This window comes from Stenotrophomonas sp. C3(2023) (genome assembly GCF_032911385.1).
Taxonomy (GTDB): Bacteria; Pseudomonadota; Gammaproteobacteria; order Xanthomonadales; family Xanthomonadaceae; genus Stenotrophomonas.
On record NZ_JAWJLO010000001.1, the window covers coordinates 1,131,131 to 1,155,310 of the forward strand.

At 67.5% G+C, this 24,180-nt stretch carries 25 protein-coding genes; 17 read left to right on the plus strand and 8 right to left on the minus strand.

Annotation, left to right across the window (positions count from 1 at the left end; translation table 11 throughout):
- Nucleotides 1–158: 158 nt before the first annotated feature.
- The 9 genes from rpoE to recO all read left to right on the plus strand — a co-directional run bounded on the left by rpoE (nucleotide 159) and on the right by recO (nucleotide 9,102).
- On the plus strand, nucleotides 159–779 hold the full coding sequence (gene rpoE, locus RZA67_RS04900) for an RNA polymerase sigma factor RpoE (RefSeq protein WP_317211499.1): 621 nt from the start codon (nucleotides 159–161) through the stop codon (nucleotides 777–779).
- Complete coding sequence (locus tag RZA67_RS04905; protein WP_317211500.1) at nucleotides 776–1,633, plus strand: sigma-E factor negative regulatory protein; 858 nt, start codon at nucleotides 776–778, stop codon at nucleotides 1,631–1,633. Before rpoE ends, RZA67_RS04905 begins: the two co-directional genes overlap by 4 nt.
- A 76-nt stretch (nucleotides 1,634–1,709) precedes the next feature.
- The gene (locus RZA67_RS04910) at nucleotides 1,710–3,236 is read left to right on the plus strand and encodes a Do family serine endopeptidase (RefSeq protein WP_317211501.1); all 1,527 of its coding nucleotides are present in this window, start codon (nucleotides 1,710–1,712) and stop codon (nucleotides 3,234–3,236) included.
- Nucleotides 3,237–3,683: 447 nt separating this feature from the next.
- The gene (lepA, locus tag RZA67_RS04915) at nucleotides 3,684–5,477 is read left to right on the plus strand and encodes a translation elongation factor 4 (RefSeq protein ID WP_317213814.1); all 1,794 of its coding nucleotides are present in this window, start codon (nucleotides 3,684–3,686) and stop codon (nucleotides 5,475–5,477) included.
- 95 nt (nucleotides 5,478–5,572) lie between these two features.
- Nucleotides 5,573–6,379, plus strand: a complete 807-nt coding sequence (gene lepB / locus RZA67_RS04920; protein ID WP_317211502.1) for a signal peptidase I — start codon at nucleotides 5,573–5,575, stop codon at nucleotides 6,377–6,379.
- A gap of 29 nt (nucleotides 6,380–6,408) precedes the next feature.
- Nucleotides 6,409–6,795: a DUF4845 domain-containing protein gene (locus RZA67_RS04925; protein WP_317211503.1), complete on the plus strand. Its 387-nt coding sequence runs from the start codon at nucleotides 6,409–6,411 to the stop codon at nucleotides 6,793–6,795.
- Nucleotides 6,785–7,468 (plus strand): ribonuclease III, encoded by a 684-nt coding sequence (gene rnc / locus RZA67_RS04930; RefSeq protein WP_317211504.1) that lies wholly within the window; start codon nucleotides 6,785–6,787, stop codon nucleotides 7,466–7,468. Before RZA67_RS04925 ends, rnc begins: the two co-directional genes overlap by 11 nt.
- A complete protein-coding gene (gene era, locus RZA67_RS04935) occupies nucleotides 7,465–8,361 on the plus strand; it encodes a GTPase Era (protein WP_317211505.1) in 897 nt (298 codons plus the stop codon). The genes rnc and era overlap by 4 nt, the downstream gene beginning before the upstream one ends.
- Before the next feature lie 18 nt (nucleotides 8,362–8,379).
- Complete coding sequence (gene recO / locus RZA67_RS04940; RefSeq protein ID WP_317211506.1) at nucleotides 8,380–9,102, plus strand: DNA repair protein RecO; 723 nt, start codon at nucleotides 8,380–8,382, stop codon at nucleotides 9,100–9,102.
- 38 nt (nucleotides 9,103–9,140) lie between these two features.
- Here the strand turns inward: recO and RZA67_RS04945 are convergent, their stop codons facing one another.
- Entirely contained in the window at nucleotides 9,141–9,851 is a 711-nt protein-coding gene (locus tag RZA67_RS04945; protein ID WP_317211507.1) for a response regulator, read from the minus strand.
- Between the two features lie 150 nt (nucleotides 9,852–10,001).
- Here RZA67_RS04945 and rlmD point away from each other — a divergent pair, with 150 nt between their 5' ends.
- The 8 genes from rlmD (at nucleotide 10,002) to RZA67_RS04985 (ending at nucleotide 15,892) form a co-directional block, all read left to right on the plus strand.
- Nucleotides 10,002–11,333: a 23S rRNA (uracil(1939)-C(5))-methyltransferase RlmD gene (rlmD, locus tag RZA67_RS04950; protein WP_317211508.1), complete on the plus strand. Its 1,332-nt coding sequence runs from the start codon at nucleotides 10,002–10,004 to the stop codon at nucleotides 11,331–11,333.
- Between the two features lie 14 nt (nucleotides 11,334–11,347).
- Nucleotides 11,348–11,833, plus strand: coding sequence for a CYTH domain-containing protein (locus RZA67_RS04955; RefSeq protein ID WP_317211509.1), 486 nt, complete (start codon nucleotides 11,348–11,350; stop codon nucleotides 11,831–11,833).
- Nucleotides 11,834–11,905: 72 nt separating this feature from the next.
- Nucleotides 11,906–12,607 (plus strand): DsbA family oxidoreductase, encoded by a 702-nt coding sequence (locus tag RZA67_RS04960; RefSeq protein WP_317211510.1) that lies wholly within the window; start codon nucleotides 11,906–11,908, stop codon nucleotides 12,605–12,607.
- Between the two features lie 99 nt (nucleotides 12,608–12,706).
- A complete protein-coding gene (gene nagZ, locus RZA67_RS04965; protein ID WP_317211511.1) occupies nucleotides 12,707–13,714 on the plus strand; it encodes a beta-N-acetylhexosaminidase in 1,008 nt (335 codons plus the stop codon).
- Entirely contained in the window at nucleotides 13,714–14,268 is a 555-nt protein-coding gene (locus RZA67_RS04970) for a hypoxanthine-guanine phosphoribosyltransferase (protein ID WP_317211513.1), read from the plus strand. The genes nagZ and RZA67_RS04970 overlap by 1 nt, the downstream gene beginning before the upstream one ends.
- A 79-nt stretch (nucleotides 14,269–14,347) precedes the next feature.
- Nucleotides 14,348–15,094 carry an S-methyl-5'-thioinosine phosphorylase gene (locus RZA67_RS04975; RefSeq protein ID WP_317211514.1) on the plus strand — a complete coding sequence of 249 codons (747 nt, stop codon included), beginning with the start codon at nucleotides 14,348–14,350 and terminating at the stop codon, nucleotides 15,092–15,094.
- A gap of 88 nt (nucleotides 15,095–15,182) precedes the next feature.
- Nucleotides 15,183–15,389: a cold-shock protein gene (locus tag RZA67_RS04980; protein ID WP_311192177.1), complete on the plus strand. Its 207-nt coding sequence runs from the start codon at nucleotides 15,183–15,185 to the stop codon at nucleotides 15,387–15,389.
- A 230-nt stretch (nucleotides 15,390–15,619) separates the two neighbouring features.
- The gene (locus RZA67_RS04985) at nucleotides 15,620–15,892 is read left to right on the plus strand and encodes a hypothetical protein (protein ID WP_317211518.1); all 273 of its coding nucleotides are present in this window, start codon (nucleotides 15,620–15,622) and stop codon (nucleotides 15,890–15,892) included.
- 9 nt (nucleotides 15,893–15,901) lie between these two features.
- Here RZA67_RS04985 and pdeM read toward each other — a convergent pair whose 3' ends face one another.
- From pdeM to RZA67_RS05020, 7 genes are all read right to left on the minus strand, one after another.
- Nucleotides 15,902–16,558 carry a ligase-associated DNA damage response endonuclease PdeM gene (gene pdeM, locus RZA67_RS04990; protein ID WP_317211520.1) on the minus strand — a complete coding sequence of 219 codons (657 nt, stop codon included), beginning with the start codon at nucleotides 16,556–16,558 and terminating at the stop codon, nucleotides 15,902–15,904.
- On the minus strand, nucleotides 16,548–19,001 hold the full coding sequence (locus RZA67_RS04995) for a ligase-associated DNA damage response DEXH box helicase (RefSeq protein WP_317211522.1): 2,454 nt from the start codon (nucleotides 18,999–19,001) through the stop codon (nucleotides 16,548–16,550). Before RZA67_RS04995 ends, pdeM begins: the two co-directional genes overlap by 11 nt.
- On the minus strand, nucleotides 18,998–20,602 hold the full coding sequence (locus RZA67_RS05000) for an ATP-dependent DNA ligase (protein WP_317211523.1): 1,605 nt from the start codon (nucleotides 20,600–20,602) through the stop codon (nucleotides 18,998–19,000). The genes RZA67_RS04995 and RZA67_RS05000 overlap by 4 nt, the downstream gene beginning before the upstream one ends.
- Entirely contained in the window at nucleotides 20,599–21,609 is a 1,011-nt protein-coding gene (locus RZA67_RS05005; protein WP_317211524.1) for a ligase-associated DNA damage response exonuclease, read from the minus strand. Before RZA67_RS05005 ends, RZA67_RS05000 begins: the two co-directional genes overlap by 4 nt.
- A 180-nt stretch (nucleotides 21,610–21,789) precedes the next feature.
- Entirely contained in the window at nucleotides 21,790–22,194 is a 405-nt protein-coding gene (locus tag RZA67_RS05010) for a hypothetical protein (RefSeq protein ID WP_317211525.1), read from the minus strand.
- Between the two features lie 169 nt (nucleotides 22,195–22,363).
- Nucleotides 22,364–22,705 (minus strand): hypothetical protein, encoded by a 342-nt coding sequence (locus RZA67_RS05015; RefSeq protein ID WP_317211526.1) that lies wholly within the window; start codon nucleotides 22,703–22,705, stop codon nucleotides 22,364–22,366.
- Between the two features lie 122 nt (nucleotides 22,706–22,827).
- Nucleotides 22,828–24,003: an acetyl-CoA C-acyltransferase gene (locus RZA67_RS05020; protein ID WP_317211527.1), complete on the minus strand. Its 1,176-nt coding sequence runs from the start codon at nucleotides 24,001–24,003 to the stop codon at nucleotides 22,828–22,830.
- Between the last annotated feature and the right edge of the window lie 177 nt (nucleotides 24,004–24,180).

Consider the following 24,180-nt stretch of genomic DNA (forward strand, 5'->3'; position numbering starts at 1 on the left):
GGGGAAGTGCAGATGCCGGATCCAGCGTCTTGGACCCAACGCTAGCCGAACAATGGTTAAAAGCTGGTGCGGTACCGTTCATCGCGGTACTGAACTTTTCCCGGGATTGGCAGTCTCATTGCCCGACGTCGGTTGGGCTGACAGGAGTGCGGCCCCGCATGGCCGAGGTTGAAACACCACAGGAGCTGGACCTGGAACTGGTCCGGCGCGTGCAGCGCGGCGAAAGCGCGGCATTCGACGTTCTGGTGCGCAGGCACCAGCATCGGATCGTCTCGCTGGTCGGGCGCTACATCGCCGACTGGAGTGAATGTCAGGACATCGCCCAGGAAACCTTCATCCGCGCCTACCGCGCGATGGGCAGTTTCCGTGGTGATGCCCAGTTCTCAACCTGGTTGCACCGGATAGCCGTGAACACTGCCAAAAACCATCTCGCCGCCCACAACCGCCGCCCGCCCACCGACGACATCGAGATCGGCGATGCCGAGCAGTTCGACAGCGGCACGCGTCTGCGCGACACCGACACGCCCGAGCGCGAGCTGATGCGCCAGGAGCTGGAAAGCACGGTCATGCGGGCGGTAGCCAGCCTGCCCGAGGAGCTGCGTTCGGCCATCACCCTGCGCGAGGTGGAAGGCCTGAGTTACGAGGAGATCGCGCAGAAGATGGGGTGCCCGATCGGCACCGTGCGCTCGCGGATCTTCCGTGCCCGCGAAGCGATCGACACTGAACTTCGGCCGCTGCTGGACATCGGCAGCGCTACCCGTGAGAAGAACCGCGTATGAAAGAGATTCCAGATCCGCAGAGCCAGGTCGTCACCACCGACACCCGGCTTGATGCCCACCACCGTCAGCAGCTGTCGGCGTTGTACGACGGCGAGCTCGGCTCGGACCAGGCCCGTTTTCTGCTGCGACGCCTGCAGCACGACCCGGAGCTGGCCGCCTGCCAGGAACGCTGGCAGCTGCTGGGCGATGTGCTGCGTGGCCAGGCCTGTGCACCGGCGCCGGTCGATCTCAGCGCACGGGTTGCTGCCGCGGTGGCCGCCGAGCCGCTGCCTTCGGCCCAGCCTGCGCAGGGCGCCCGCCGCGGCTGGCGCAGCTGGGGCGGCGGCGCCGCGCTGGCCGCCTCGGTGGCGGCGGTGGCGCTGTTCATGGGCCGACAGGGCCTGCAGGAACCTGTGCCGGGCGCCGAAACGCCGGTCCAGGTGATCGCCAGCCAGGCCGAGCTGTCCCTTCCCGCGACGCCGTCGACGCCGGTGACCGAGGCCGGTGACGTGTTGGCCGCTGGCGCACCGGCCCTGGCCGTGGCCGCTGCCACCCGCGCCCAGCAGGCGCAGTCGGTGCGGCGCGCCAGTGCCACGCGGACCCAGCAGGCCGCACGCAGCGCCCAGCGTGACGATGAGCCGCTGCGTGCGCTCGCCGGCCAGGCGCCGTTGACCCCGACCGTGCCGTCTTCCACCCGCCGCGAGTTGCCCTTCGGCGACGTCGGCGCTCTGCAGGCGCGGCCCTGGCCGCGTTCGAGCATCGGCCCTGCAGCCGGCGGCGCGCTCAACGCCAGCGCCCCTGGTGCCGGTGGTGCCTTCTATCCGTTTGAACCGCGTCAGCAGGAGATTCTGCCGGCCCCGCGCCCGCAGGATTGAGGTGCTGTCGCGACAGCATCCCGGCCTGCCGGGGTGTGTCCCCCTTGCCCGATGATCTACCGGAGGTTGTTGTCCGATGATGCCTGTCATCCGCTCGTCCCGCCTGCACGCGCTGGCGCTTGCCATGACCCTGCCGCTGGCCGCCTGCGCGCAGTCGCCGTCGCCCGCGCCGCAGGCCGCCGCCGCCGCGCCGCGTGCACCGGCGCAGCCGCTGGTCAGTGGCCTGCCTGATTTCACCAACCTGGTCGAACAGGTCGGTCCGGGCGTGGTCAACATTGAAACCACCATCGTCCGCAACAATCGTCAGGCCCGCATGCGCGGTCCGGCCGGGCAGGACGACATTCCCGAGATCTTCCGCCGCTTCTTCGGCCCCGGCTTCGGCATGCCGCCGGGCATGGGGCCGGATGACGGGAGCGACTCCAGCCCCACGATAAAAGGCCGGGGCATGGGCTCGGGCTTCATCATTTCCGGCGACGGCTACGTGCTGACCAACCACCACGTGGTGGAGGACGCCAGCGAGGTGAAGGTGAAGCTGGCCGACCGCCGCGAGTTCACTGCCAAGGTCGTCGGCAGTGACCAGCAGTACGACGTGGCCCTGCTGAAGATCGAGGGCAGCAACCTGCCGACGGTGCGCATCGGCGACTCCAATACGCTCAAGCCGGGCCAGTGGGTGGTGGCGATCGGCTCGCCGTTCGGCCTGGACCATTCGGTCACCGCAGGCGTGGTCAGTGCGGTCGGCCGCAGCACCGGCGGCCCGGACCAGCGCTACGTACCGTTCATCCAGACCGATGTGGCGATCAACCAGGGCAACTCGGGCGGTCCGCTGCTCAACACCCGTGGCGAAGTGGTCGGCATCAACTCGCAGATCTTCTCCGCCTCCGGCGGCTTCATGGGCATCAGCTTCGCCATTCCGGTCGACCTGGCGATGAGCGCGGTCGAGCAGATCAAGAAGACCGGCAAGGTGGTCCGCGGCCAGATCGGGGTTGCGTTGGATCCGCGGCCGATCGACGCCGGGATGGCCCGCGGCCTGGGTCTGCCGGATACCAGAGGAGCGCTGGTCAACGAGGTGGTTCCGGGAAGCCCGAGCGCGCGCGCTGGATTGCAGCAGCTTGACGTGATCCGCACGGTGAATGGGAAGCCGATCGGCGATTCGTCGCAGGTGCCGCCGATGATTGGCATGATGGCGCCGGGCTCCAAGGTGACGCTTGGCATTCTCCGTGGCGGCAAGGCGCAGAACATCGATATCTCCGTGGGTTCTGAGACTGTCGCGGCTTCGGCGGGCGATTCAAGCGACAGCAACGCCGATACCGCTACCGGCAACGTCAATCGCCTTGGTCTGAAGGTTGAGAGCCTTGACGCTGCAACGGCCCGCCAGCTGGGGTTGAAGGACGGAGGCGTGCGCATCGTTGAGGCCTCTCCGGCGGCCCAGGACGAAGGTCTGCGTGCGGGCCTGCTCGTCACCCAGGTTGGGCGTACGCCGGTCAGGGACGCTGCTCAGTTCAACCGGCTGGTTGCCGACGCCCGTTCGGGCGATGCGGTCGTTCTGCTCGTGCAGTCCCCGGGCGCAGGCGCTGGCCGTTTCGTGGCCATTTCAGTCAAGTAAGCGCAGCAGGTGGCCCCGGTGGCGAGCGCTGCCGGGGCTACCCCGGCCTCAGCTCAGGAGCGAATTGGGCACGCAGTGCCCATTACCACCGCTGTCGACAAAGCAGCACTCGTGAAGGTCGCACACCTTGAAAATGCGGGCAGTCGCGCCGCCAGTGGCGATGGACGCTGAAAGCGCTGCCAGAACCACAAGTTTCGTGCGCAGGGTCATCGGTTGAATGCCTCAAGTGTGAAGGGAAGGGCGTCGCCGGCAGGGCGACGCCCGCGTAGAGGCTGGGGTTCAGTCGGCGGGGCGGCAAGCCTGCAGATCGCATGACGCGTGCGCCGGGGTCCCGGCGACGGTCTGTGACGGATTGGCATCCGCCGTTCAGGCTCCCGGCATGCGATAATCGTCAGTTAACCCTGACGACGCCGCGCGCCGCCGCCACCTCATATGTCCACTGATCCGATGCGGAACATCCGCAACTTCTCCATCATCGCCCACGTTGACCACGGCAAGTCCACGCTGGCCGACCGCATCATCCAGCTGTGTGGTGGCCTGCAGGCCCGTGAGATGGAGGCCCAGGTGCTGGACTCCAACCCGATCGAGCGCGAGCGTGGCATCACCATCAAGGCCCAGTCGGTGTCGCTGCCGTACCTGGCCAAGGATGGGCAGACCTACCACCTGAACTTCATCGACACTCCCGGCCACGTTGACTTCTCCTATGAAGTCAGCCGTTCGCTGGCCGCCTGCGAAGGCGCGCTGCTGGTGGTCGACGCCGCCCAGGGTGTGGAAGCGCAGTCGGTGGCCAACTGCTACACCGCAGTGGAGCAGGGCCTGGAAGTGGTGCCGGTGATCAACAAGATCGACCTGCCGACGGCGGACATCGACCGGGCCAAGAGCGAGATCGAGGCCGTGATCGGCATCGATGCGTCCGATGCCGTGCCGGTGAGCGCCAAGACCGGCCTGAACGTGCAGGACGTGCTGGAAGCGATCGTCCACCGCATTCCGCCGCCGCAGCCGCGCGACACCGAGAAGCTGCAGGCGCTGATCATCGATTCGTGGTTCGACAACTACCTTGGCGTGGTCTCGCTGGTGCGCGTGATGCAGGGCCAGATCAAGGCCGGCGACAAGCTGCAGGTGATGTCCACCGGCCGCACCCACCAGGTCGACAACGTCGGCGTGTTCACCCCCAAGCGCAAGGTGCTGCCTGCCCTGAAGGCCGGTGAAGTGGGCTGGGTGACCGCCAGCATCAAGGACGTGCATGGCGCGCCGGTGGGCGACACCCTGACCCTGGCCGGCGACCCGGCACCCACGCCGCTGCCGGGCTTCCAGGAAATGCAGCCGCGCGTGTTCGCCGGCCTGTTCCCGGTGGATGCGGAGGACTACCCGGACCTGCGCGAAGCGCTGGACAAGCTGCGCCTGAACGATGCCGCGCTGCGCTTCGAGCCGGAAAGCTCCGAAGCGATGGGCTTTGGTTTCCGCTGCGGCTTCCTGGGCATGCTGCACATGGAAATCGTGCAGGAGCGCCTGGAGCGCGAGTACAACCTGGACCTGATCAGCACCGCGCCGACCGTGGTCTACGAGGTACTCAAGACCGATGGCGCGGTGATCAACATGGACAACCCGGCCAAGCTGCCGCCGGTCAACCATGTCGAAGAGATCCGCGAGCCGATCATCCGTGCCAACGTGCTCACCCCCGAGGAGTACATCGGCAACATCATCAAGCTGTGCGAGGAAAAGCGTGGCAGCCAGCTCGGCATCAACTACATGGGCAGCCAGGTGCAGATCAGCTACGAGCTGCCGATGGCCGAGGTGGTGCTGGACTTCTTCGACAAGCTGAAGTCGGTCAGCCGTGGCTACGCCTCGCTCGATTACCACTTCGTGCGCTTCGATGCCGGCCCGTTCGTGCGCGTGGACGTGCTGATCAACGGTGACAAGGTCGATGCGTTGTCGTTGATCGTTCACCGCAGTCATGCCGATCGCCGGGGACGCGAACTGTGTGAAAAGATGAAGGACCTGATCCCGCGCCAGCAGTTCGATGTGGCCATCCAGGCCGCGGTCGGCTCGCAGATCATCGCCCGCACCACGGTCAAGGCGATGCGCAAGAACGTACTGGCCAAGTGCTATGGTGGCGACGTCTCGCGCAAGAAGAAGCTGCTGGAAAAGCAGAAGGAAGGCAAGAAGCGGATGAAGCAGGTCGGCCGCGTCGAGATTCCGCAGGAAGCCTTCCTGGCCGTGCTGCAGATGGACAACAAGTAAGAGGCATCATGGCGGCCCCGGTTTCGCGCCGGGCTGCCAAGGGCAGGTGGCCGCCCCCGCGGGCCACCGTAGTTCAATGTCGCAAAGGACCCTGAATGAAACTGTTTGAGTTCCTGCTGGTCGCCCTGACCCTGGTCTCCGGCCTGATTCTGCTGGCCGACAAGCTGTTCCTTGCCAAGCGCCGCGCCGCGCGCGCCAGCCTGCTGGACAGCGAGCCGTGGGCGATCGACTACTCGCGTGCCTTCTTCCCGGTGCTGGCGATCGTACTGGTCGTGCGCAGCTTCATCGCCGAGCCGTACAAGATTCCGTCCAGTTCGATGATGCCCAACCTGCTCATCGGCGATTTCATCCTGGTCAACAAGTTCGCCTACGGCCTGCGCCTGCCGCTGACCAATACCAGGATCGTGCCGCTGGGCGAGCCCAAGCGCGGCGACGTGGTGGTGTTCCACTTCCCGGGCCATAGCGAGAACGATCCGAACAAGGGTGAGAACTTCATCAAGCGGGTCATCGGCGTGCCGGGCGACAGCGTGTCCTTCGAGGGCAATGGCGTGGTGCTCAACGGCGAGCCGGTGAAGTACCTGGACAAGGGCATCTATGCCGGTCACCAGGTGGGCTCCACCCTGCAGGGCGCTGGCGCCAACCTGCTTGTGGAGGAACTGCCCGGCCGCACCCACACCGTGCTGGAGACGCCTTTCGCACGTGGCGAAGGGCAGTGGACCGTGCCGGCCGGCCAGTACCTGGTGATGGGCGACAACCGCGACAACAGCGACGATGGCCGCTTCTGGGGTCTTCTGCCCGAGCAGAACCTGCGCGGCAAGGCGTTCGTGATCTGGCTCAACTGCTCCAACTGGTTCTGCAAGGACAGCTTCGAGCCGTCGCGGATCGGTTCGGGCATCAAGTGACCTTTTGACGCGTATCTGGGGAGAACGCAATGAAGACGACGATGAACGCACAGCGTGGCATGACCCTCACCTCCTTCCTGGTGGTGCTGATGGCGGTGGGCTTTGCCCTGTATATCGCCATGAAGCTGTTCCCGATGTACCAGGAGTACTACGCGGTACGCTCGGCGATGAAGAGCCTGGCCAACGAGCCGGGCATCGGCAGCATGCAGCCGGCCAACATCCAGTCGTTGTTTTTCAAGCGTCTGTACATCAACTATTCGGAAAACGTGAAGCCGTCCAACGTGAAGTTTGACCGCAAGGACAATGGCTGGACCCTGCGGGTGAACTACGAGGTCCGTCGTCCCCTGATCGGCAACCTCGACGTCGTCGGCCGTTTCGATTCCACCCAGGACCTGTCGCGCAGCGGTGTCGAATAAGACTGTTCAACGCGGTGACCTGATCGGTCATCACTTCGCCGATCAGGACCTGCTCAAGCAGGCCCTGACGCATCGTTCTGCCGGCACGCCCAACAACGAGCGCCTTGAGTTCCTCGGTGACAGCATCGTCAACCAGATGGTGGCCGAGGCCCTCTATCGGCGCTGGCCGAAGGCCGACGAAGGCGCGCTGACCCGGGCCCGTGCCGAACTGGTGCGGGAAGGGGCGCTGGCGGTGATCGCGCGCGCGCTGCAGCTGGGCGACCGGCTGACCCTGGGGCCCGGCGAGATGAAATCCGGCGGTCATCGCCGCGATTCGATCCTGGCCGACGCGCTGGAGGCCGTGGTGGCGGCGATCTACCTCGACGCCGGCTTCCATGCCTGCCAGGCGGTGGTGATGCCCTGGTTCGCCGCCTCGATGGACGCGCTGCCGGCCACCGGCAAGCCGCAGAAAGACCCCAAGACCCGCCTGCAGGAATGGCTGCAGGCACGACAGAAAGCCCTGCCGCAGTACCTGCTGGTGTCAGAGTCGGGTGACGACCACGCCAAGATCTTCAAGGTACGCTGCAACCTGAACGATCCGGCCGTGGCGACCGAGGGCGAAGGCTCCTCGCGGCGGCTGGCTGAACAACAGGCGGCCGCGGCCGCGCTAGAGAAACTGGTGGAATCCAAGTGAGCGAAGAAACGACCCATCATTGCGGCAGCGTCGCCGTCATCGGCCGGCCCAACGTTGGCAAGTCGACCCTGACCAACGCCCTGGTAGGCGCCAAGGTCAGCATCGTCTCCAATCGGCCACAGACTACCCGGCACCGCCTGCTCGGCATCGCCACCTATCCGGAAGGCCAGCTGGTGCTGGTCGACACGCCCGGCCTGCACAAGGTGCAGAAGCGGGCGATGAACCGGGTGATGAACCGCGCCGCGCGCGGCTCGCTGGAAGGCGTGGATGCCGGCCTGCTGGTGATCGAAGCCGGCCGCTGGGACGAAGAGGACAGCCTGGCATTCAACGTGCTCAGTGACGCCGGCATTCCGGTGGTGCTGGTGGTCAACAAGGTCGACCGGCTCAAGGAAAAGGCCGCGCTGCTGCCGTTCCTGCAGCAGATCACCGAAGGCCGCTCGTTTGCCGCGGTGCATCCGATCTCGGCGCAGAAGCGCAATGGTCTGGATGCACTGGTCAAGGACGTACTGGCCCTGTTGCCGGTTGCGCCGCCGATGTTCGGCGAAGACGAGATCACCGACCGCAGCCAGCGCTTCCTCGCCGGCGAACTGGTGCGTGAGCAGCTGATGCGCCAGCTTGGCGAAGAGCTGCCGTATGCCACCACGGTGGAGATCGAGCGCTTCACCGAGGACGGCAACCTGCTGCGCATCGGCGCGGTCATCTGGGTCGAGCGCGAGGGCCAGAAGGCCATCGTCATCGGCAAGGGCGGCACCCGTCTGAAGGAGATCGGGGCCAAATCGCGCCTGCAGATGGAACGACTGTTCGGCGCCAAGGTGTTTCTGGAAACCTGGGTGCGCGTGCGTGAGGGCTGGTCGGACGACGAGGCCGCACTGAAGGCCTTCGGCTACGAGTAAGCGCCCGGACGGGCTGGCATGCAGATCGAGGCCGAACCGGGATTCGTGCTGCACGCGCGGGCGTACCGCGAGACCAGCCTGCTGGTGGAAGTGCTGAGCCTCAATCACGGACGCATCGGCGTGCTGGCGCGTGGCGTCAGCAGTGCCAAAGGGCAGGTGCTGCGTGCGGCGCTGCAGCCCCTCCAGTGGATCCGGCTGGACGCGCAGCAGCGAGGCGAGCTGGCCCAGCTGCGCGGGGCCGAGGCGCTGGATGCCGCGCCGCGACTGCACGGCCATGCCATGCTGGCCGGCTTCTACCTCAACGAACTGGTGCTGCGGCTGGCCCCGCGGCATGATCCGGTACCCGAACTCTACCGCAGCTACGGCGAGACCCGGGCGCGGATGGCGGTGGGCGCGCCGCTGGCGTGGAGCCTGCGCCGCTTCGAGCGCGACCTGCTGGACGCGCTGGGCGTGGGCTTCGACCTGGAAACCGCCAGCGATGGCCAGCCGATTGATCCGGCGGCACGCTATGAGCTGGACGCCCACGATGGGGTACGCCGGCTGTTGAGCGAACGCGATGGCCGTGGTCGTCGCGGCACCGCCACCGGTGCCGCACTGCTGGCGCTGGCCAACGACCAGGAACCGGCCACTGAGGATCTGGCCAGCCTGCGGCTGGCGATGCGCAGCGTACTGGCCCAGCACCTCGGCGTCCGCGGGCTGAAGAGCTGGGAACTGATGGACGACCTGGCCCGGCGCGGCTGAGCGACGTGGCCATGACGGGCCGGGCCCGTCACCGGGCATCAATGCAGCAGGGCCGCTACCGCGTTGCGGAAATTGACCTGTGCCTGCTGTGATGCGGGTGCCTGGTGCAGGGTGCGCACGGCGCGCGCCAGCCGCGCAGCGCCAACGAAGCCGCAACTGGCCTGAAGCCGGTGTAATTGGCTGCGCAGGGCCGGCTCATCGTGCAGTTCGACGGCCTGCTCAACGGCGTCACGCACCCCCGGCAGTTCGGCCAGGAACAGCTCGCGCAGCGCGATCAGATGGCTGCGCTGCCCATTCAGCGCGGCAAGTGCGGTGATCTCGTCCCAGTCCAAGGCGTCGCCTCCGGCCACATCGACGGCGCCGGAACGGCCACTGCCGGCGCTGCCCACCAGGGCGCGGCGCACGGTTTTAAGCAGAAGCTCCCGCCCCAGCGGCTTGACCAGGGTGTCGCTGAAGCCAGCCTGGCGCAGCTGCACGTGCAGCTCGGCGCTGCCGTCGGCGGTATGGGCGAGGGCAGGGACATCGGCATGCATGCGCCGCAACCGCTGCAGCAGGTCGCTGCCGTGGCCGTCGGGCAGGTTGGCGTCAATCAGCCACAGATCATGGCGGCGCCGCGAGGCGACCACCAGCGCAGAAGATAGTGTCTCTGCGGTATCAACGTCGGCAGGCAACCCTTCCAGCACCGCTTTCAGAAAGCCGGTGGTGATCGGGTCGTCCTCGACAAGCAGAAAGCGCGGGCGCTCGGTCATCCTGTTCCTCCGCAATGGGCGCTGCCTCCGTGTCAGCATGCGCATGGTAAACGCGCGACCGGAGTATTTACAGGGCGAAATGCGCCATTCGGACAGCCCGTGTTCCTATCTGCGACAATACGCACCCTTTTGCCCGCAGCCTGCAGCCACGTGGCCCGTCACCGTTCCCGCATCGACCGTACTCCGTTCCAGACCGATATTTCCGACCTCAGCCATGACGGCCGTGGCGTAGCGCGCCGTGAGGGCGAGGGTGGCAAGGTCACCTTCGTCAGTGGTGCGCTGCCCGGCGAGGTGGTGATGGCCGAGCAGACCGCACGCAGCCGGCATTTCGACGAGGCGCGCACCGTGGAGGTGCTGCAGCCCTCGCCCGACCGCGTCCAGCCGCGGTGCCCCCACTTCGGCGTCTGCGCCGGCTGCGTCCTGCAGCACCTGGCCGAAGACCAGCAGATCGTCGCCAAGCAGCGGGTGCTGATGGACAACCTGCAGCGCATCGGCCATGTACAGCCGCAGACCGTCCTGCCGCCGCTGGTCGGCGACAGCTGGGGCTATCGTCGCAAGGGCCGTTTCTCGGTGCGCCGGGTCGAAAAGAAGGACAAGACCTTGGTCGGTTTCCGCGAACAGGACCCGCGCTTTGTCGCCGACCTCAGCCAATGCCTCACCGTCATCCCGGAGATCGGCGGTCGTGTGGCCGACCTGTCCGCGTTTGTGGAAACGCTGGACGGAAAGCGTGACATTCCGCAGATCGAGTTCATCGCAGGCGACCAGGCCATCGCTCTGACCGTGCGTCACCTGCAGCCGCTCAGTGACGCCGACCGCGCCGCCTGGCAGGCCTTCGGCGAGCAGTACGGCTTTGTCATCTACCTGCAGCCCGGTGGGCTGGACACGGTGCATCCGCTCACCGCGGAGAAGCCGCTGTCTTTCCGGTTGGCGCCCTGGGATGTGGAACTGGCATTCCGCCCGCTGGATTTCATCCAGGTCAATGCCAACCTCAACGAGAAGATGATCGCCCTTGCGCTGGAGCTGTTGCAGCCCGGCCCCGACGAGCGTGTGCTGGACCTGTTCTGCGGCCTGGGCAACTTCACCCTGCCGCTGGCGCGCAGGGTGCGTGAGGTGGTGGGCGTGGAAGGCGATGCCGGACTGGTGGCGCGCGCGCGCGAAAACGCCGAGCGCAACCAGCTTGCCAACGCCAGTTTCCATGCCGCCGATCTCACCCAGGACCAGCGCCAGGCCAGCTGGATGCGCGAGGGCTTCGACAAGCTGCTGCTTGATCCGCCGCGCTCCGGCGCGATCGACGTGCTGCAGCAGCTGCCGCTGAAGAAGTTCAAGCGCATCGTCTATGTCAGCTGCCATCCGGGTTCACTGGCCCGTGATGCCGGCTATCTGGTCAACGAACAGGGCTTCACCCTGGTCAGTGCCGGCGCCATGGACATGTTCCCGCATACCGCGCATGTGGAAAGCATCGCCGTGTTTGAACGCCGCTGACCGGAGACGGACCCATGGCCATCGAAATCGAGCGCAAGTTCCTGGTGACCGGCGATGGCTGGCGAGACGCCGCGCATGCGGTCATTCCGATGGCCCAGGGCTACATCAATGACATGGGCGCACTCGACCGTGGCACGCAGCAGGCCTCGGTGCGTGTGCGCATCGAAGGCGAGGGCGCCGCGCTCAACCTGAAATCGCGCACCCTCGGGCGCAGCCGGCAGGAGTTCGAGTACCCGATTCCCGTGGAAGACGCGCGGGCGTTGCTGGCGCTGTGCGTGGGCGGGCTGATCGACAAACGCCGGCATCTGGTACAGCACGAGGGTCTGCTGTGGGAAGTGGACGAGTTTCTCGGTGACAACGCCGGCCTGGTGGTGGCCGAGGTCGAGCTCGAGCACCCCGACCAGACGGTGGCCCTGCCGCCGTGGGTGGGCGAGGAGGTTACCGACGACGCGCGCTACTACAACGTCGCGCTGGCCAGCAGGCCCTATTCACAGTGGTGACCGACCACCGCCGCAGCGGCGCGCAGGCGCCGCCCGGCTTGTGCCCGGCGCCGCCGCCCCCATGGTGGTGGAATGAACATCGACATCTATTCCGATGTGGTCTGCCCCTGGTGCTGGATCGGCAAGCACCGCTTTGCCCAGGCATTGCAGCTGCTGGGCGCCCAGGCGCCTGCCATGACGGTGCGCTGGCAGCCGTTCCAGCTCGACCCCGACGCCGACAGCACGCCGGTGCCGCTGCGTGAGGCATACGCGCGCAAGTTCGGTGGCGCCGAGCGCACGGCCCAGCTGCTTGCCCAGACCCAGGCCACCGCCACAGCCGAGGGCCTGCCGATGGATTTCGACCGCGGCCAGGTGCGGGTGACGACGCTGCACGCGCACCGCTTGCTGTGGCTGGCCGGACAGCACAACGTGCAGGATGCCGTCGGCGAAGCCTTGTTCCGTGCGCACTTCGAACACGGGCAGAACCTCGCCGATCCGGACGTGCTGATTGCCGCCGGTCAGGCCGGCGGGCTGGACGCGGCACAGGTGCGCGACCTGCTGGCCAGCGATGCCGGCGTGGCCGAGGTCCAGCAGGGCCTCGCTGCGGCGCAGGCACTGGGCATCAGCGCGGTGCCGACCCTCGTCATCGATGGACGCTGGGCGATCCAGGGCGCGCAGTCGCCGGAGGCCATCGCGCAGGTACTGCAGCGCATCGCAGCCGAGCGGGGCGCTGGGTCATCGGCATCGACCGCTGCGGGTGACGCGGGGTGCGATGACGGCCGCTGTGATCGCTGATCGTCCCGACCTTGCCGGCGCGCTCCCCCTGCGCTGGCGGGCCGCTTCTGCGACAATGCGGCGCTGCGCCACCATGGCGCCCCGTCGTGGAGAATCCTGATGCTGCTGATCGGCGTTGCCGGTACCGAACTGACCGCCCAGGAGCGCGCGTGGCTGCAGCACGATGCCGTGGCTGGTGTGGTGCTGTTCAAGCGTAATTTCGCCTCACGCGCGCAGGTCACCGAGCTGAGCGCGGCGATCCGCGCCGCCGCGCCGCGCCCGCAGCTGATCTGTGTGGACCAGGAGGGCGGGCGCGTACAGCGCTTCCGCGAGGGCTACAGCGACCTGCCGCCGCTGCAGCACATCGGCGCACGTCACGCCCAGGACCCGCAGGCGGCTCTCGCGCTGGCCGAGCAGCATGCCTGGCTGATGGCCAGCGAGGTGCTGGCCAGTGGCGTGGATCTGAGTTTTGCGCCGGTGGTCGATCTGGCGCGCGGCAACCGCGCCATCGGCGACCGTGCTTTCAGCGAGGACCCGCAGGTCGTGGCCGCCTTCACCGCCGCCTACGTGTGCGGCATGCACGCCGCTGGCATGGGTGCCACCCTGAAGCATTTCCCGGGCCACGGTACCGTGCTCGAAGACACCCATGTCGATGTGGCCGTGGACCCGCGCCCGCTCGAGGACCTGCGTGGCCAGGACCTGGTGCCGTTCGTGGCGGGCATCCAGGCCGGTGCCGATGCGGTGATGATGGCCCACGTGATCTACCCGCAGGTCGCACCTGAGCCAGCGGGCTACAGCCCGCGCTGGATCAAGGAGATTCTGCGCGGTGAGCTCGGTTTCCGTGGCGTGGTGTTCTCCGACGACATCGGCATGGCAGCCTCGCACAGTGCCGGTGGCGTGGGTGCACGTGTGCACGCCCATCTCGACGCCGGTTGCGATGTGGTGCTTGTGTGTCACCCTGAACTGGTCGACGACGCCCTGCACGCCGTGCAGGGGCGCAGTTTCAATACCGCCGCGCTGCTGGGCCTGATCGGCCGCGGCGGCCTTGGCTGGGACGGCCTGTTGGCCGACGCCCGCCATGGCGATTCCCGTTCCCACCTTATTGCTCCCCTTGGAAGAACCGTCTGATGCCCAACCTCACCATTTCCCAGGCCCTGGCGCAGGCTGACCTGCTGGTCGACCGCCCCACCATCGACAAGGCCATTGGTGCCATCGCCGATGCCATCGCCCGCGATTACAAGGGCGAGGTGCCGCTGTTCCTGTCCATCATGCACGGTGCGCTGCCGTTTGCCGGCCAGCTGGCGCTGGAGTTGGGCGCGCGCGGCCAGGACGTGCAGTTTGATTACCTGCATGCCACCCGCTACCGCGGTGAAACCACCGGCGGCGACCTGGTGTGGAAGCACAAGCCGGCCACCGCGCTGTTCGGCCGCCGTGTGCTGCTGGTCGATGACATCCTCGACGAGGGCTACACCCTGCAGGGCGTGCGTACCTGGTGTCTGGAGCAGGGTGCCACCGATGTGCGCATCGCCGCGCTGACCGTCAAGAAGCACGAGCGCGCACTGCCGGACGTGCAGGCCGACTATGCCGGCATCGAGCTGCCGGACCGCTACGTGTTCGGCTTCGGCATGGATGTGAACGAGACGCTGCGCTGCGTCCCGGCCATCTATGCGATGAAGGAGTAACCCACGCCCGCGTGTCCGAGTTGCCACGGCCAGGTGCGCAGGCGCGTGGCCGTCACCCTGTGTTTTCTGGAGTAGTTGCATGCAGCAGATCGCCCTGGCCGTCATTGGCGGCACCGGTGTCTACAACCTGGCCAAGCTCGATGACGTGCAGACCCACGAGGTCAGCACCCGGTTCGGCAGTCCGTCCGGTCCGGTCCGCGTGGGCACGCTGCTGGGCCAACGCGTAGCCTTCCTGGCGCGCCACGGCGAGGGCCATTCGCTGCCACCGCACAGGATCAACTACCGCGCCAACCTCGCTGCACTGCAGCAGATCGGCGCCCAGCGCGTGCTGGCCCTCAATACCGTAGGCGGCATCACCGACGCGTTCGGTCCGCGCGTCCTGGCGTGCCCGGACCAGATCATCGACTACACCTGGGGCCGGGTGTCGACGATCTGCGAGGAAGACGGCAGCGACGTGGTGCACGTCGATTTTGGACATCCCTACACACCGATGCTGCGCAGCGCCATCCTCGCCGCCGCCAGGGTGACCGGTGTCGCCGTGCATGATGGTGGATGCTACGCGGCCACGCAGGGGCCACGCCTGGAAACGGTTGCAGAAATCGCCCGTCTGCGTCGCGACGGGTGTGATCTGGTCGGCATGACCGGCATGCCGGAAGCCGCGCTGGCGCGGGAGCTGGGGCTGGATTACGCGTGCCTGGCCATCGTGGCCAACTGGGCGGCCGGCTGTGGTGGCGGTGAGGAAATCACGATGGCCGAGGTGCTGGCCAATGTGCAGGCCGCTTCGAACGGATTACCGGAACTGGTCGGCGAATTGGCGCGCGGGTGATTGTCTCACCGCGGCAAACTTTGCATACTCCGGCAGTGCGCTGGTTGAGCGTACACCACCCATTCATTGCATAAGGTCTCGCATCACCATGCCGAACGGTACCGTCAAGTGGTTCAACGACGCCAAGGGATTTGGCTTTATTTCGCCGGAGGACGGCAGCGCCGACGTGTTCGCGCACTTCTCCGCCATCAATTCCAAGGGCTTCCGCAGCCTGCAGGAAGGTCAGCGCGTAAGCTATGAAGTGTCCCAGGGCCCGAAGGGCGCCCAGGCTTCGAACATCACGCCGGTCGAGTAATTCGGCCAGGTGTCGAAAGACCCCGCCCCCCGGCGGGGTTTTTTTTGCGTGCGGGTGTATCGCTGCATGGGCACGATGGGTAGGTGACGACCGTTGGTCGTCACGCTTTCTGCGCTGACTTCACCTTTTGTTGATCGCGCTTGACGGGCGGCTCACCGGCGACATGTCACAACAGGCGTCATCCCCCACGCCTGCCGCGCTGCAGGCAACGATCCTTGCCTGGAGCTGTCATGGTGTTCACCGCTGAAGTACTGGAACTTGAAATCTACAAACTGAAGGGTCTGCTGCAGATGCTGCACGCCGATCAACCGGATGTGATGGACGAGGTCTTCCAGTTCCACGTCGGCAGCCTGCTGAGCCACGCGCCGGCCGACCAGCATGCGCATATCCATGCCTGCGCCGAGCAGATGCGCCAGGCGCTGGTCGGCCTGCCCGATCCGGCCATCACCCCGCGCGGTGCCAACTTCCGCCTGATGCCGCGCTACCTTACGCAGCCGGCCTGAGCGCGCTGCTCACGCCGCGGGCAATGCCACCGCGTGGCCTTCCACGCAGGCCACCACGCGTTCGCCCGGCAGCGGCCGTACGGGCACTCCGGCGGTGAAAGCGGAAAAGGCGGGCAGGATCGTCGCGTGCTCGCGCAGCCAGAACACCGGCCAGCGGCGCTGCAGGCCGGGTAACCGCACCAGCGGATGGATGTGACCGGCGATGACATGGGACGCGCCGGAACCGTCCGCCGTATCCGGCGCTTCATGACGCAGCTCCAGGCTGCCGAGCAGCGCTGACGTCTCGTGCAGCCGCACGTCCAATGCCTCGGCCTGCAGGGCGCGGTCGTGGTTGCCACGCACCACATGGATGTCCACATCTGCGAGCGCTGCCCGCCACTGCTGCCATTGCTGCAGCCATGGCGTGGCGTGAAGTGGCCCATGCAGCATGTCGCCGAGAATCCACAACTGGCAGGCTGCGTGTCGCTTCAGCAACGCCGTCAGCCGCTGCAGGTCCTCGGCAGTGCCACCGCGCGGCAGCGCGATGCCGGCGCGGCGGAATACATCGCCCTTGCCCAGGTGCAGGTCGGCAATGAGCAGGGCACGGTGCTGCGGCAGCCAGACGGCTCGGTCGCCGAGCAGCAAGGCCTCTTCATCGCCCAACCGGTGCCGCACATCAGCGTGCATGCTTTCGCTCCAGCTGCTGCGCCGCGCGCTGCACGCGCGTGCTCCAGTCTTCGTTGCTGAACTGTCCACGCAGGCGCTCGGCCCAGAGCGGAAACGCCAGCGGACCCAGGGTTGACGGGGTGTGCAGGGACAGCGTCCGCTGCGCCTGCCGCTGCAGCGTGGACTGAAGGCCGGCGATATCCAGACCATCGTGCAGTACCTCATGCTCGGCCAGTGCCAGCAGCATGTGCTCAGGATCATGCTCGCGCAGCACGTCGTACAGCAGGCCCGCAGAGGCCTGCAGCTGGCGCAGCGACCGTGGCATGCCGCCGGGCAGGCTCGGCACCAGCAGACCTGCAACCCGCGCGATGCCGCGGAAGCGTCGGCGCGCCAGCTCGCTGATGTTGACCGCCGCGCGCAGATCCTCGAGCAGGTTCTCCGGGGAAAGCAGGGCGCGCCATTGCGCCGCGTCGAGCTCCACCGTCTGGGCAGGCGCCAGCACCAACCCGAGGTCGTTGACGGCGTAGCCAATGCTGTTGCGCTGCAGCCGCGTGCAGCGCAGCGCCAGAAGGGCCGCCAGGGCCTCGTGCACATGCCGGCCCGCAAAGGGGTAGACGAACAGAAACTGCCCTTCGCGCCGGCGTACCTGCTCGATCAGCAGATGATCGGGGGAGGGCCGCGCCGACAGGCGCGCCTGCAGCGTCAGCAGGGGGGCAAGCCAGCGCGTTTCCGGCACCTGTGCCGGCTCGGACAGCACGGCCTCAAGCTCGCGCCCCAGCGCATGCGAGAGCGGCAGCTGGCCGCCCTGCCAGCGGGGGACGACACCGGACGCGCCGCGCGCCATGCGTACATAGGCGGTCATGTCGCGCACCTGCACCAGCTCCAGCAGCCGCCCGGCGAACTGGAAGCGGTCACCGCGACGCAGCCGACTGGCGAACTGCTCCTCCACGGCACCCAGCGAGCCACCGCGCATGAACTGCACGCGCACGCTGCCATCGCTGCTGATGGTGCCGATCGACAGACGGTGGCGCAGTGCCTGTCGACGGTCGTGCATGCGGTAGCGGCCGTCTTCATCGCGCTGCACCTTGTGGAAATCCGGATAGTGCGCCAACGCGGCGCCACCCTGCACGATGAAGTCGAGCACCTGCTGCCACTGGGCATCGGTGAGCTCAGCGAAGGCGTGCGTGCCGCGCACCTCGGCAAACAGCGGGTCCGCATCGAACCCACCAGCAAGCGCGCGGTTGCAGCAATGCTGGGCAAGCACATCCTGCGACAGCCGAGGCGCGAACCGCTGCTCCACCACGCCTTCGGCCAGCGCACGCCGGGCGGCGGCGTACTCGGCCAGTTCCAGCGCGTGGGTGGGCACGCACAGCACTTCGCCGGACGCGCCGGGGCGGTGCCGCGCGCGCCCGGCGCGTTGCCGCAGCCGCGCGATGCCCTTCGGACTGCCCAGCTGCAGCACCTGCTCCACCTCGGGGAAATCGACACCCAGTTCCAGGCTTGAGGTCGCCACCACGCAGCGCAGGCGGCCCTGCCGCAGCCCGTCCTCGACCTGCTGGCGCAGTGCCGGGTCCAGCGAGCCGTGATGCAGGGCCAGGGTGTCGGCCGATTCGGGCCACACCGAGGCCAGTGCCTGGTGCCACAGCTCGGCCTGTGCGCGGGTATTGGTGAACAACAGGCTGCTGCGTGCGGACTGCAGCGCCTCCAGTACGCGCGGCAGCTGCTGCAGGCCGAGGTGGCCTGCCCACGGGAATCGTTCGCCCTGCTCGGGCAGCAGGCTGCGCACGCGCACCGGGCGCTGCCGGGCACCTTCCACGATCGGGGCATCGGGCAGGTGCGGCAGCAGGACATCGCGCGCGTGCGACAGGTTGCCCAGCGTCGCCGACAGCCCCCACAGCTGCATCTGCGGTGCCACCGCGCGCAGCTGTGCCAGCTCCAGCTGCAGCAGCACGCCACGCTTGCTGGCAAGCAGTTCGTGCCATTCGTCGACCACCACGCAGCGCAGCTGGCGCATGCGCTCAAGCGTGTCGGGGTAGCTCATCAGCAGTGACAGCGACTCGGGCGTGGTCACCAGCACGTCCAGCTTGCCCTGCCGCGCCAACCGCTTGTCGCGGCTGCCGGCATCGCCGCTGCGCAGGCCGACGGTCCAGTCCAGCCCCAGCGCCTGCAAGGGTGCCTGCAGGGCGCGCGCGGTGTCGCTGGCCAATGCGCGCAACGGCGTCACCCACAGCACCTGCAACGGCCGCACACTGCCGCGACGGGGCGGCGGCGCATCGGCCTGCAGCGCCTGCAGCAGCGGTCCGCCGTACATCGCCAGCGTCTTGCCGCTGCCGGTGGGCGTATGCAGCAGGCCCGACTCCCCCTCCAGGTAGTGTCGCCACATCGCCCGCTGGAACGGCAGCGGGCGCCATCCCTGTGCGGTGAACCACGCGGTCAGCCGTGCCCGGGCCTGCGCTGGCGTCATCGCGCCAGCGCCTGCAGCTGGGCCAGCGCGTCCGCCTCGGCGGCGGGCTTGTCATGCCGCCAGCGCAGGATGCGAGGGAAGCGCACCGCGACGCCGGATTTGTGCCGCTTGCTCAGGTTCACCCCTTCGAAGGCGAGTTCGAAGACCTGCTCGGCCACCACGCTGCGCACGGGTCCAAAGCGCTCGCGGGTATGCGAACGGATCCACCGGTCAAGCCGGGCGATCTCCTTGTCGTCCAGTCCCGAGTACGCCTTGGCCACCGGCACCAGCGTATCGCCGTCCCAGACGCCGAAGGTGTAGTCGGTATACAGGGTGCTGCGTCGGCCGTGACCGGCCTGTGCGTACAGCAGCACCGCATCGATGGTCAGCGGATCGATCTTCCATTTCCACCAGTCGCCACGGCGGCGGCCGGCCTGGTAGGGCGAGGCCAGCCGCTTGAGCATCAGGCCTTCGACACCGCGCGCCCGCGCCTGTTCGCGCAGCGCGGCTGCGCTGTCCCAGTCATCGGCCTGCACCGCTGGCGAGAGCTGGATGCGTGGGTCATCCAGTGCGTCCAGCACGGCGGCAAGCTGGACGCGGCGCTGTTCCAGCGGCTGTGTGCGAAGGTCATGGCCGTCCCGTTCGAGCAGGTCGTAGGCGAGCATCCGTACCGGAGTCTCGCGCAGTACCGTAGCGCCGGGACGCTTGCGCTGGATGCGCGTCTGCAGCGCGGAGAACGCCCGCGGCCCGTCGCCTGGTGCGTCCCAGGCAAGCAGCTCGCCGTCAAGTACGCAGCCGTCGGGCAGCGCAGCTGCAGCCTGCTCGATCTCGGGGAAGCGGCCATCCAGCCGTTCCTCGCCGCGCGACCACAAAGCGGTTTCGCCGCGCCGGCGCAGCAGCTGCAGGCGGATGCCGTCCCACTTCCATTCCAGCAGCCAGTCCTGCACGGCGCCCAGTTCCTGTGCCGGCGCGGTCAGTGGCGAGGCGAGGTAGAACGGATAGGGCTGGGCACGGTCAGAGGCCTGTTCTTCGTGCGACAACAGACTGGCGAGCAGGCCGGGCGAGGGTACCCAGCTGCCCAGCATGCGCTGGGCGATGCGCGCGATGTCCAGACCGGAGAGTTCGGCCAGCGCCAGCTGGACGATGCGCTGCGACACGCCGACACGCAGTGCGCCGGTCAGCAGTTTGTTGAAGACCAGCCGCTGTTCGGCGGGCAGCTGCAGCCAGCCCTGCAGCACGGCCGCACGACGGATCTCCACGTCCTGGTTGGCCACGGGCAGCAGGTGGTGTTCGATCCAGTCGGCCAGGCCGCGCTCGGCGGCCGGTTGAGCCGGTGCATCGAGCAGCAGGGTCAGTGTCTCGGCGAGGTCGCCCACCTGCTCATAGCTGTCTTCGACCAGCCAGGCCGGCAGCCCGGAGGCCTCGCTGATCCACAGCCGCAGTTCGCCGCTGCTGGCGATACGCTGCCGCGCACCACCGACCTTGCCTCCGCTGAGCAGGTACAGTGCCCACGCGGCGTCGTGCGCAGGTGCCTGCGCGAAATAGCTCACCAGTGCCGAGCGCTTGTCATTGGTGGCGGTACTGCGGTCCAGCCGCTGGAACAGGTCGGCGAAGCGCTTCATTGGCCGCTCCCGTCTTCATCACCGTAGTCGGTGCGGAATGCCTCGGCGGCCACATCGCGTTCGCGCAGGTAGCGGATCAGGGCATCGGTGTTGCCATGGGTGGCAATGATGCGACGCGCACCGGTCTGGGCAATGGTCTGCAGCAGCGCAGGCCAGTCGGCGTGATCGGATACCACAAACCCACGGTCCACATTGCGGCGACGGCGGTTGCCGCGCAGCTGCATCCAGCCGGAGGCGAAGCCCAACTGGTGCCGTCCGAAGCGGCGCATCCACGTGGTGCCCGCTGCCGAAGGGGGCGCCAGGATCAGCTGGCCTGCAGCGTCGGGATGGCGCCCCTGTTCGGCCACCGTGTGCGTTTCCAGCATCGGCACGCCGGCTTCACGGTAGACCGCTACGCCGTTGGCGATGGCGCCGTGCAGCCATGCCGGCTGGTCATCGAGCCGGCCCAGCTCGGCCAGCACGCGCTGGGCTTTGCCCAGCGCGTAGCACAGCAGCACCGCTGCTTCGCCGCGTGCCGCGCACTCGTTGCGCCACTGGATGATGTCGGCCGCCACACTGGCGGTGTCCGGCCATCGGAACACCGGCGAGGCGAAGGTGGCTTCGGTGATGAACGTATCGCAGGGCACTACCTCGAACGGCGCGCAGGTGGGGTCAGGCTGCCGCTTGTAGTCGCCCGAGGCGACCCAGACCTGCCGGCCATCATCGATCCGCACCTGGGCCGAGCCAAGCACATGGCCGGCCGGATGCAGCGACACGCGGACCTTGCCCATCTGCAGGGGCGCGCCGGCATCATGGCTGTGCACGGCGACCTCGCCAAGGCGCCAGCGCAGGATCGGCACGCTCTCATGCAGGCAGTGGTACTCACCCATGCCGTTGCGCATATGGTCGCTGTGGCCGTGGGTGATGACCGCGCGCGGCACCGGTCGCCACGGGTCGATGTGGAAGTCGCCAGCGGGGCAGTAAAGGCCTTCCGGACGAAGTACCACCAGATCATAGCAAGTGCTCATGCCAGCACTCTGGCGCAGCGCTCGTGCAGGACGTGAGAATCACCCTGAACGCGCGCGATACACAGCGGTTGAAGTGATGCAGCGGTGTTGCACGGATGACGAAGGGCGGCGCACACGCGCGTGCATCGCGATGCCGGCCTGCGCCGACACCGCGATGATCGGGCTCAGGCCAGCGTGGGATCAGTGATTGTGCTCATCGGCGTTGCGCTTGGCATCGTCGGCCACTTCGCGCGCCTTGTTGGCGACGTTCTGCGCGGCATCGGCGGTGGCGTCGCTGGCGCCTGCCGCGGCATCACGTGCAGCGGCGCGCGTATCACGGGCGGCCGCTGCGCTGGCATCGGCAGCGCGGTCCAGCGCATGCTGGGTATCAGCAGCGGCCTGTCGGGACGCCACCGCGGCTTCGTCGCGCGCCTCGCGGGTGGCCGCGGCGGCCTGGTCCACGGCTTCGCGGGCCGCAACGCCGGCGCTGTCGGCGGCCTGCGCCGCATCCTGGCGCGCCTGTTGGGCTTCAGGGCCCTTGCAGGCAGCCAGGCCCAGCAGGAGCGAGGTGGCCAGCAAGGATGTAGTGATCGAACGGATAGTCATGGCGCGCTCCCAACAGTGGTGGACAGGGCGCTCAGGCTATTGGCGCCTTCGTCGAAGGCCGGTGAAGCTGCAGCGGGCAGACCGGTGCGATGCAGGGGCGGTATGCAGACAAAGAAAAAGCCGCTGGCGAACCAGCGGCTTTTTCAGAACAGCCTGAAGAAAGAAGTGATTACTTCTTGGCTTCTTCAGCAGCGTCCTTGGCCTGCTCGGCGGTGTTCTCGGCAGCCTTGGCAGCGTCGGCAGCGGCGTCAGCAGCAGCGTCGGTGGCAGCACCGGCAGCCTGGCCAGCAGCTTCAGCCGAAGCGTCAGCGGCGGTGGCGGCGGTGTCAGCAGCCTGCTGAGCGGCGTCAGCGGTCTGGGCGCCAGCAGCGGCAGCCTGGTCGGCAGCAGCCTGGGCTTCGGTGGCGGCTTCGTTGGCCGAAGCAGCGGCGTCCTGGGCAGCTTCCTGCTTCGAGCAGGCAGCCAGGGCCAGGGCCAGGGACATAGCAACCAGCAGCTTGTTGATGCTCATTAGGTGAATCCTCGTCGTTGAATTAGGCAACGCGCCAATGCGCGCCGACAACATGATGACAAGCCAGTTTCGACTGTCAAGCGATCCCGTATTCATTTTTGCGAACACGGTGTTAATCCCAATTAAATCAATTCGATGGCAATCGCCGTCGCTTCGCCGCCGCCAATGCAGAGGGTGGCAATGCCCCGCGTGCCGCCGCGGGTGCGCAGCGCGTTGACCAAGGTGACCACCAGCCGGGCACCGGAAGCACCGATCGGGTGGCCCAGCGCGCAGGCGCCGCCATTCACGTTGAGTTTGTCGTGGCTTATGCCCAGCTCGCGCATCGGGGCCATCGCCACGACAGCGAACGCTTCGTTCACTTCGAACAGATCGACCGAGTCCAGGGTCCAGCCGGTTTTCTCCAGCAGGCTGTGGATCGCACCGATCGGTGCGGTGGTGAACCACTGCGGCTCCTGCGAATGCGTGCTGTGGCCCACGATGCGCGCCAGCGGCGTGATGCCGCGCGCGCGCGCGTCGTCCTCGGCAAGCAGCACCACGGCCGCTGCGCCATCGGAAATGCTCGACGAACTGGCAGCGGTAACGCTGCCGTCCTTCTTGAACGCCGGACGCAGGGTCGGGATCTTGCCGATGTCAGCGCGGGTGGGCTGTTCGTCGGCGCTGAACTCCAGCTCGCCCTTGCGCGTGCTCACCTTGACCGCAACGATCTCATCGGCGAAAGCACCGTTGGCCTGCGCAGCCTGCGCGCGCTTGACCGACTCGATCGCATAGGCGTCCTGTTCTTCGCGGGTGAACTGGTACTTGTCCACCGCGCATTCGGCGAACTCGCCCATGGCCTTGCCGTCGTAGGCATTGGTGAGGCCATCGAAGGCCATGTGGTCCACCGCCTGGAAACTGCCATAGCGGTTGCCGGTGCGCGAGTTCGGCAGCAGGTGCGGCGCGTTGGACATCGACTCCATGCCGCCGGCGACGATGATGCTGGCCGAGCCGGCCTTGATCAGATCATGGCCGAGCATGATGGCTTTCATGCCCGAGCCGCAGACCTTGTTGAGGGTGGTCGCACCGGTCGACAACGGCAGGCCCGCAGCGATGGCGGCCTGGCGGGCCGGTGCCTGGCCCAGATTGGCCGGCAGCACGCAGCCCATGATCACTTCGGTCACGTCGCTGGCGGGCAGGCCCGACTGCTCAACGGCGGCGGCGATGGCGGCCGCGCCCAGCGTCGGCGTGGGGACGCCGTTGAACTGGCCGAGGAAGGAGCCGATGGCGGTGCGCTTGGCGGCAGCGATGACAATGTTGGGCATGGCAATCTCGTTATTGCGTGAGCAAGTTCAAGGAAGGAGACGGCGGTCGTTGGAAGCGGGCGCGTTTCCCGGCAGACTGCGTGGGGGGCTCCAGTATAGAGGTTCGGCCAGGGAGGCCGTGGCCTGCCGCGCGCGCGCGGCACGGCAGCCGCAGGTCACGTTCAATCGACGAGGACG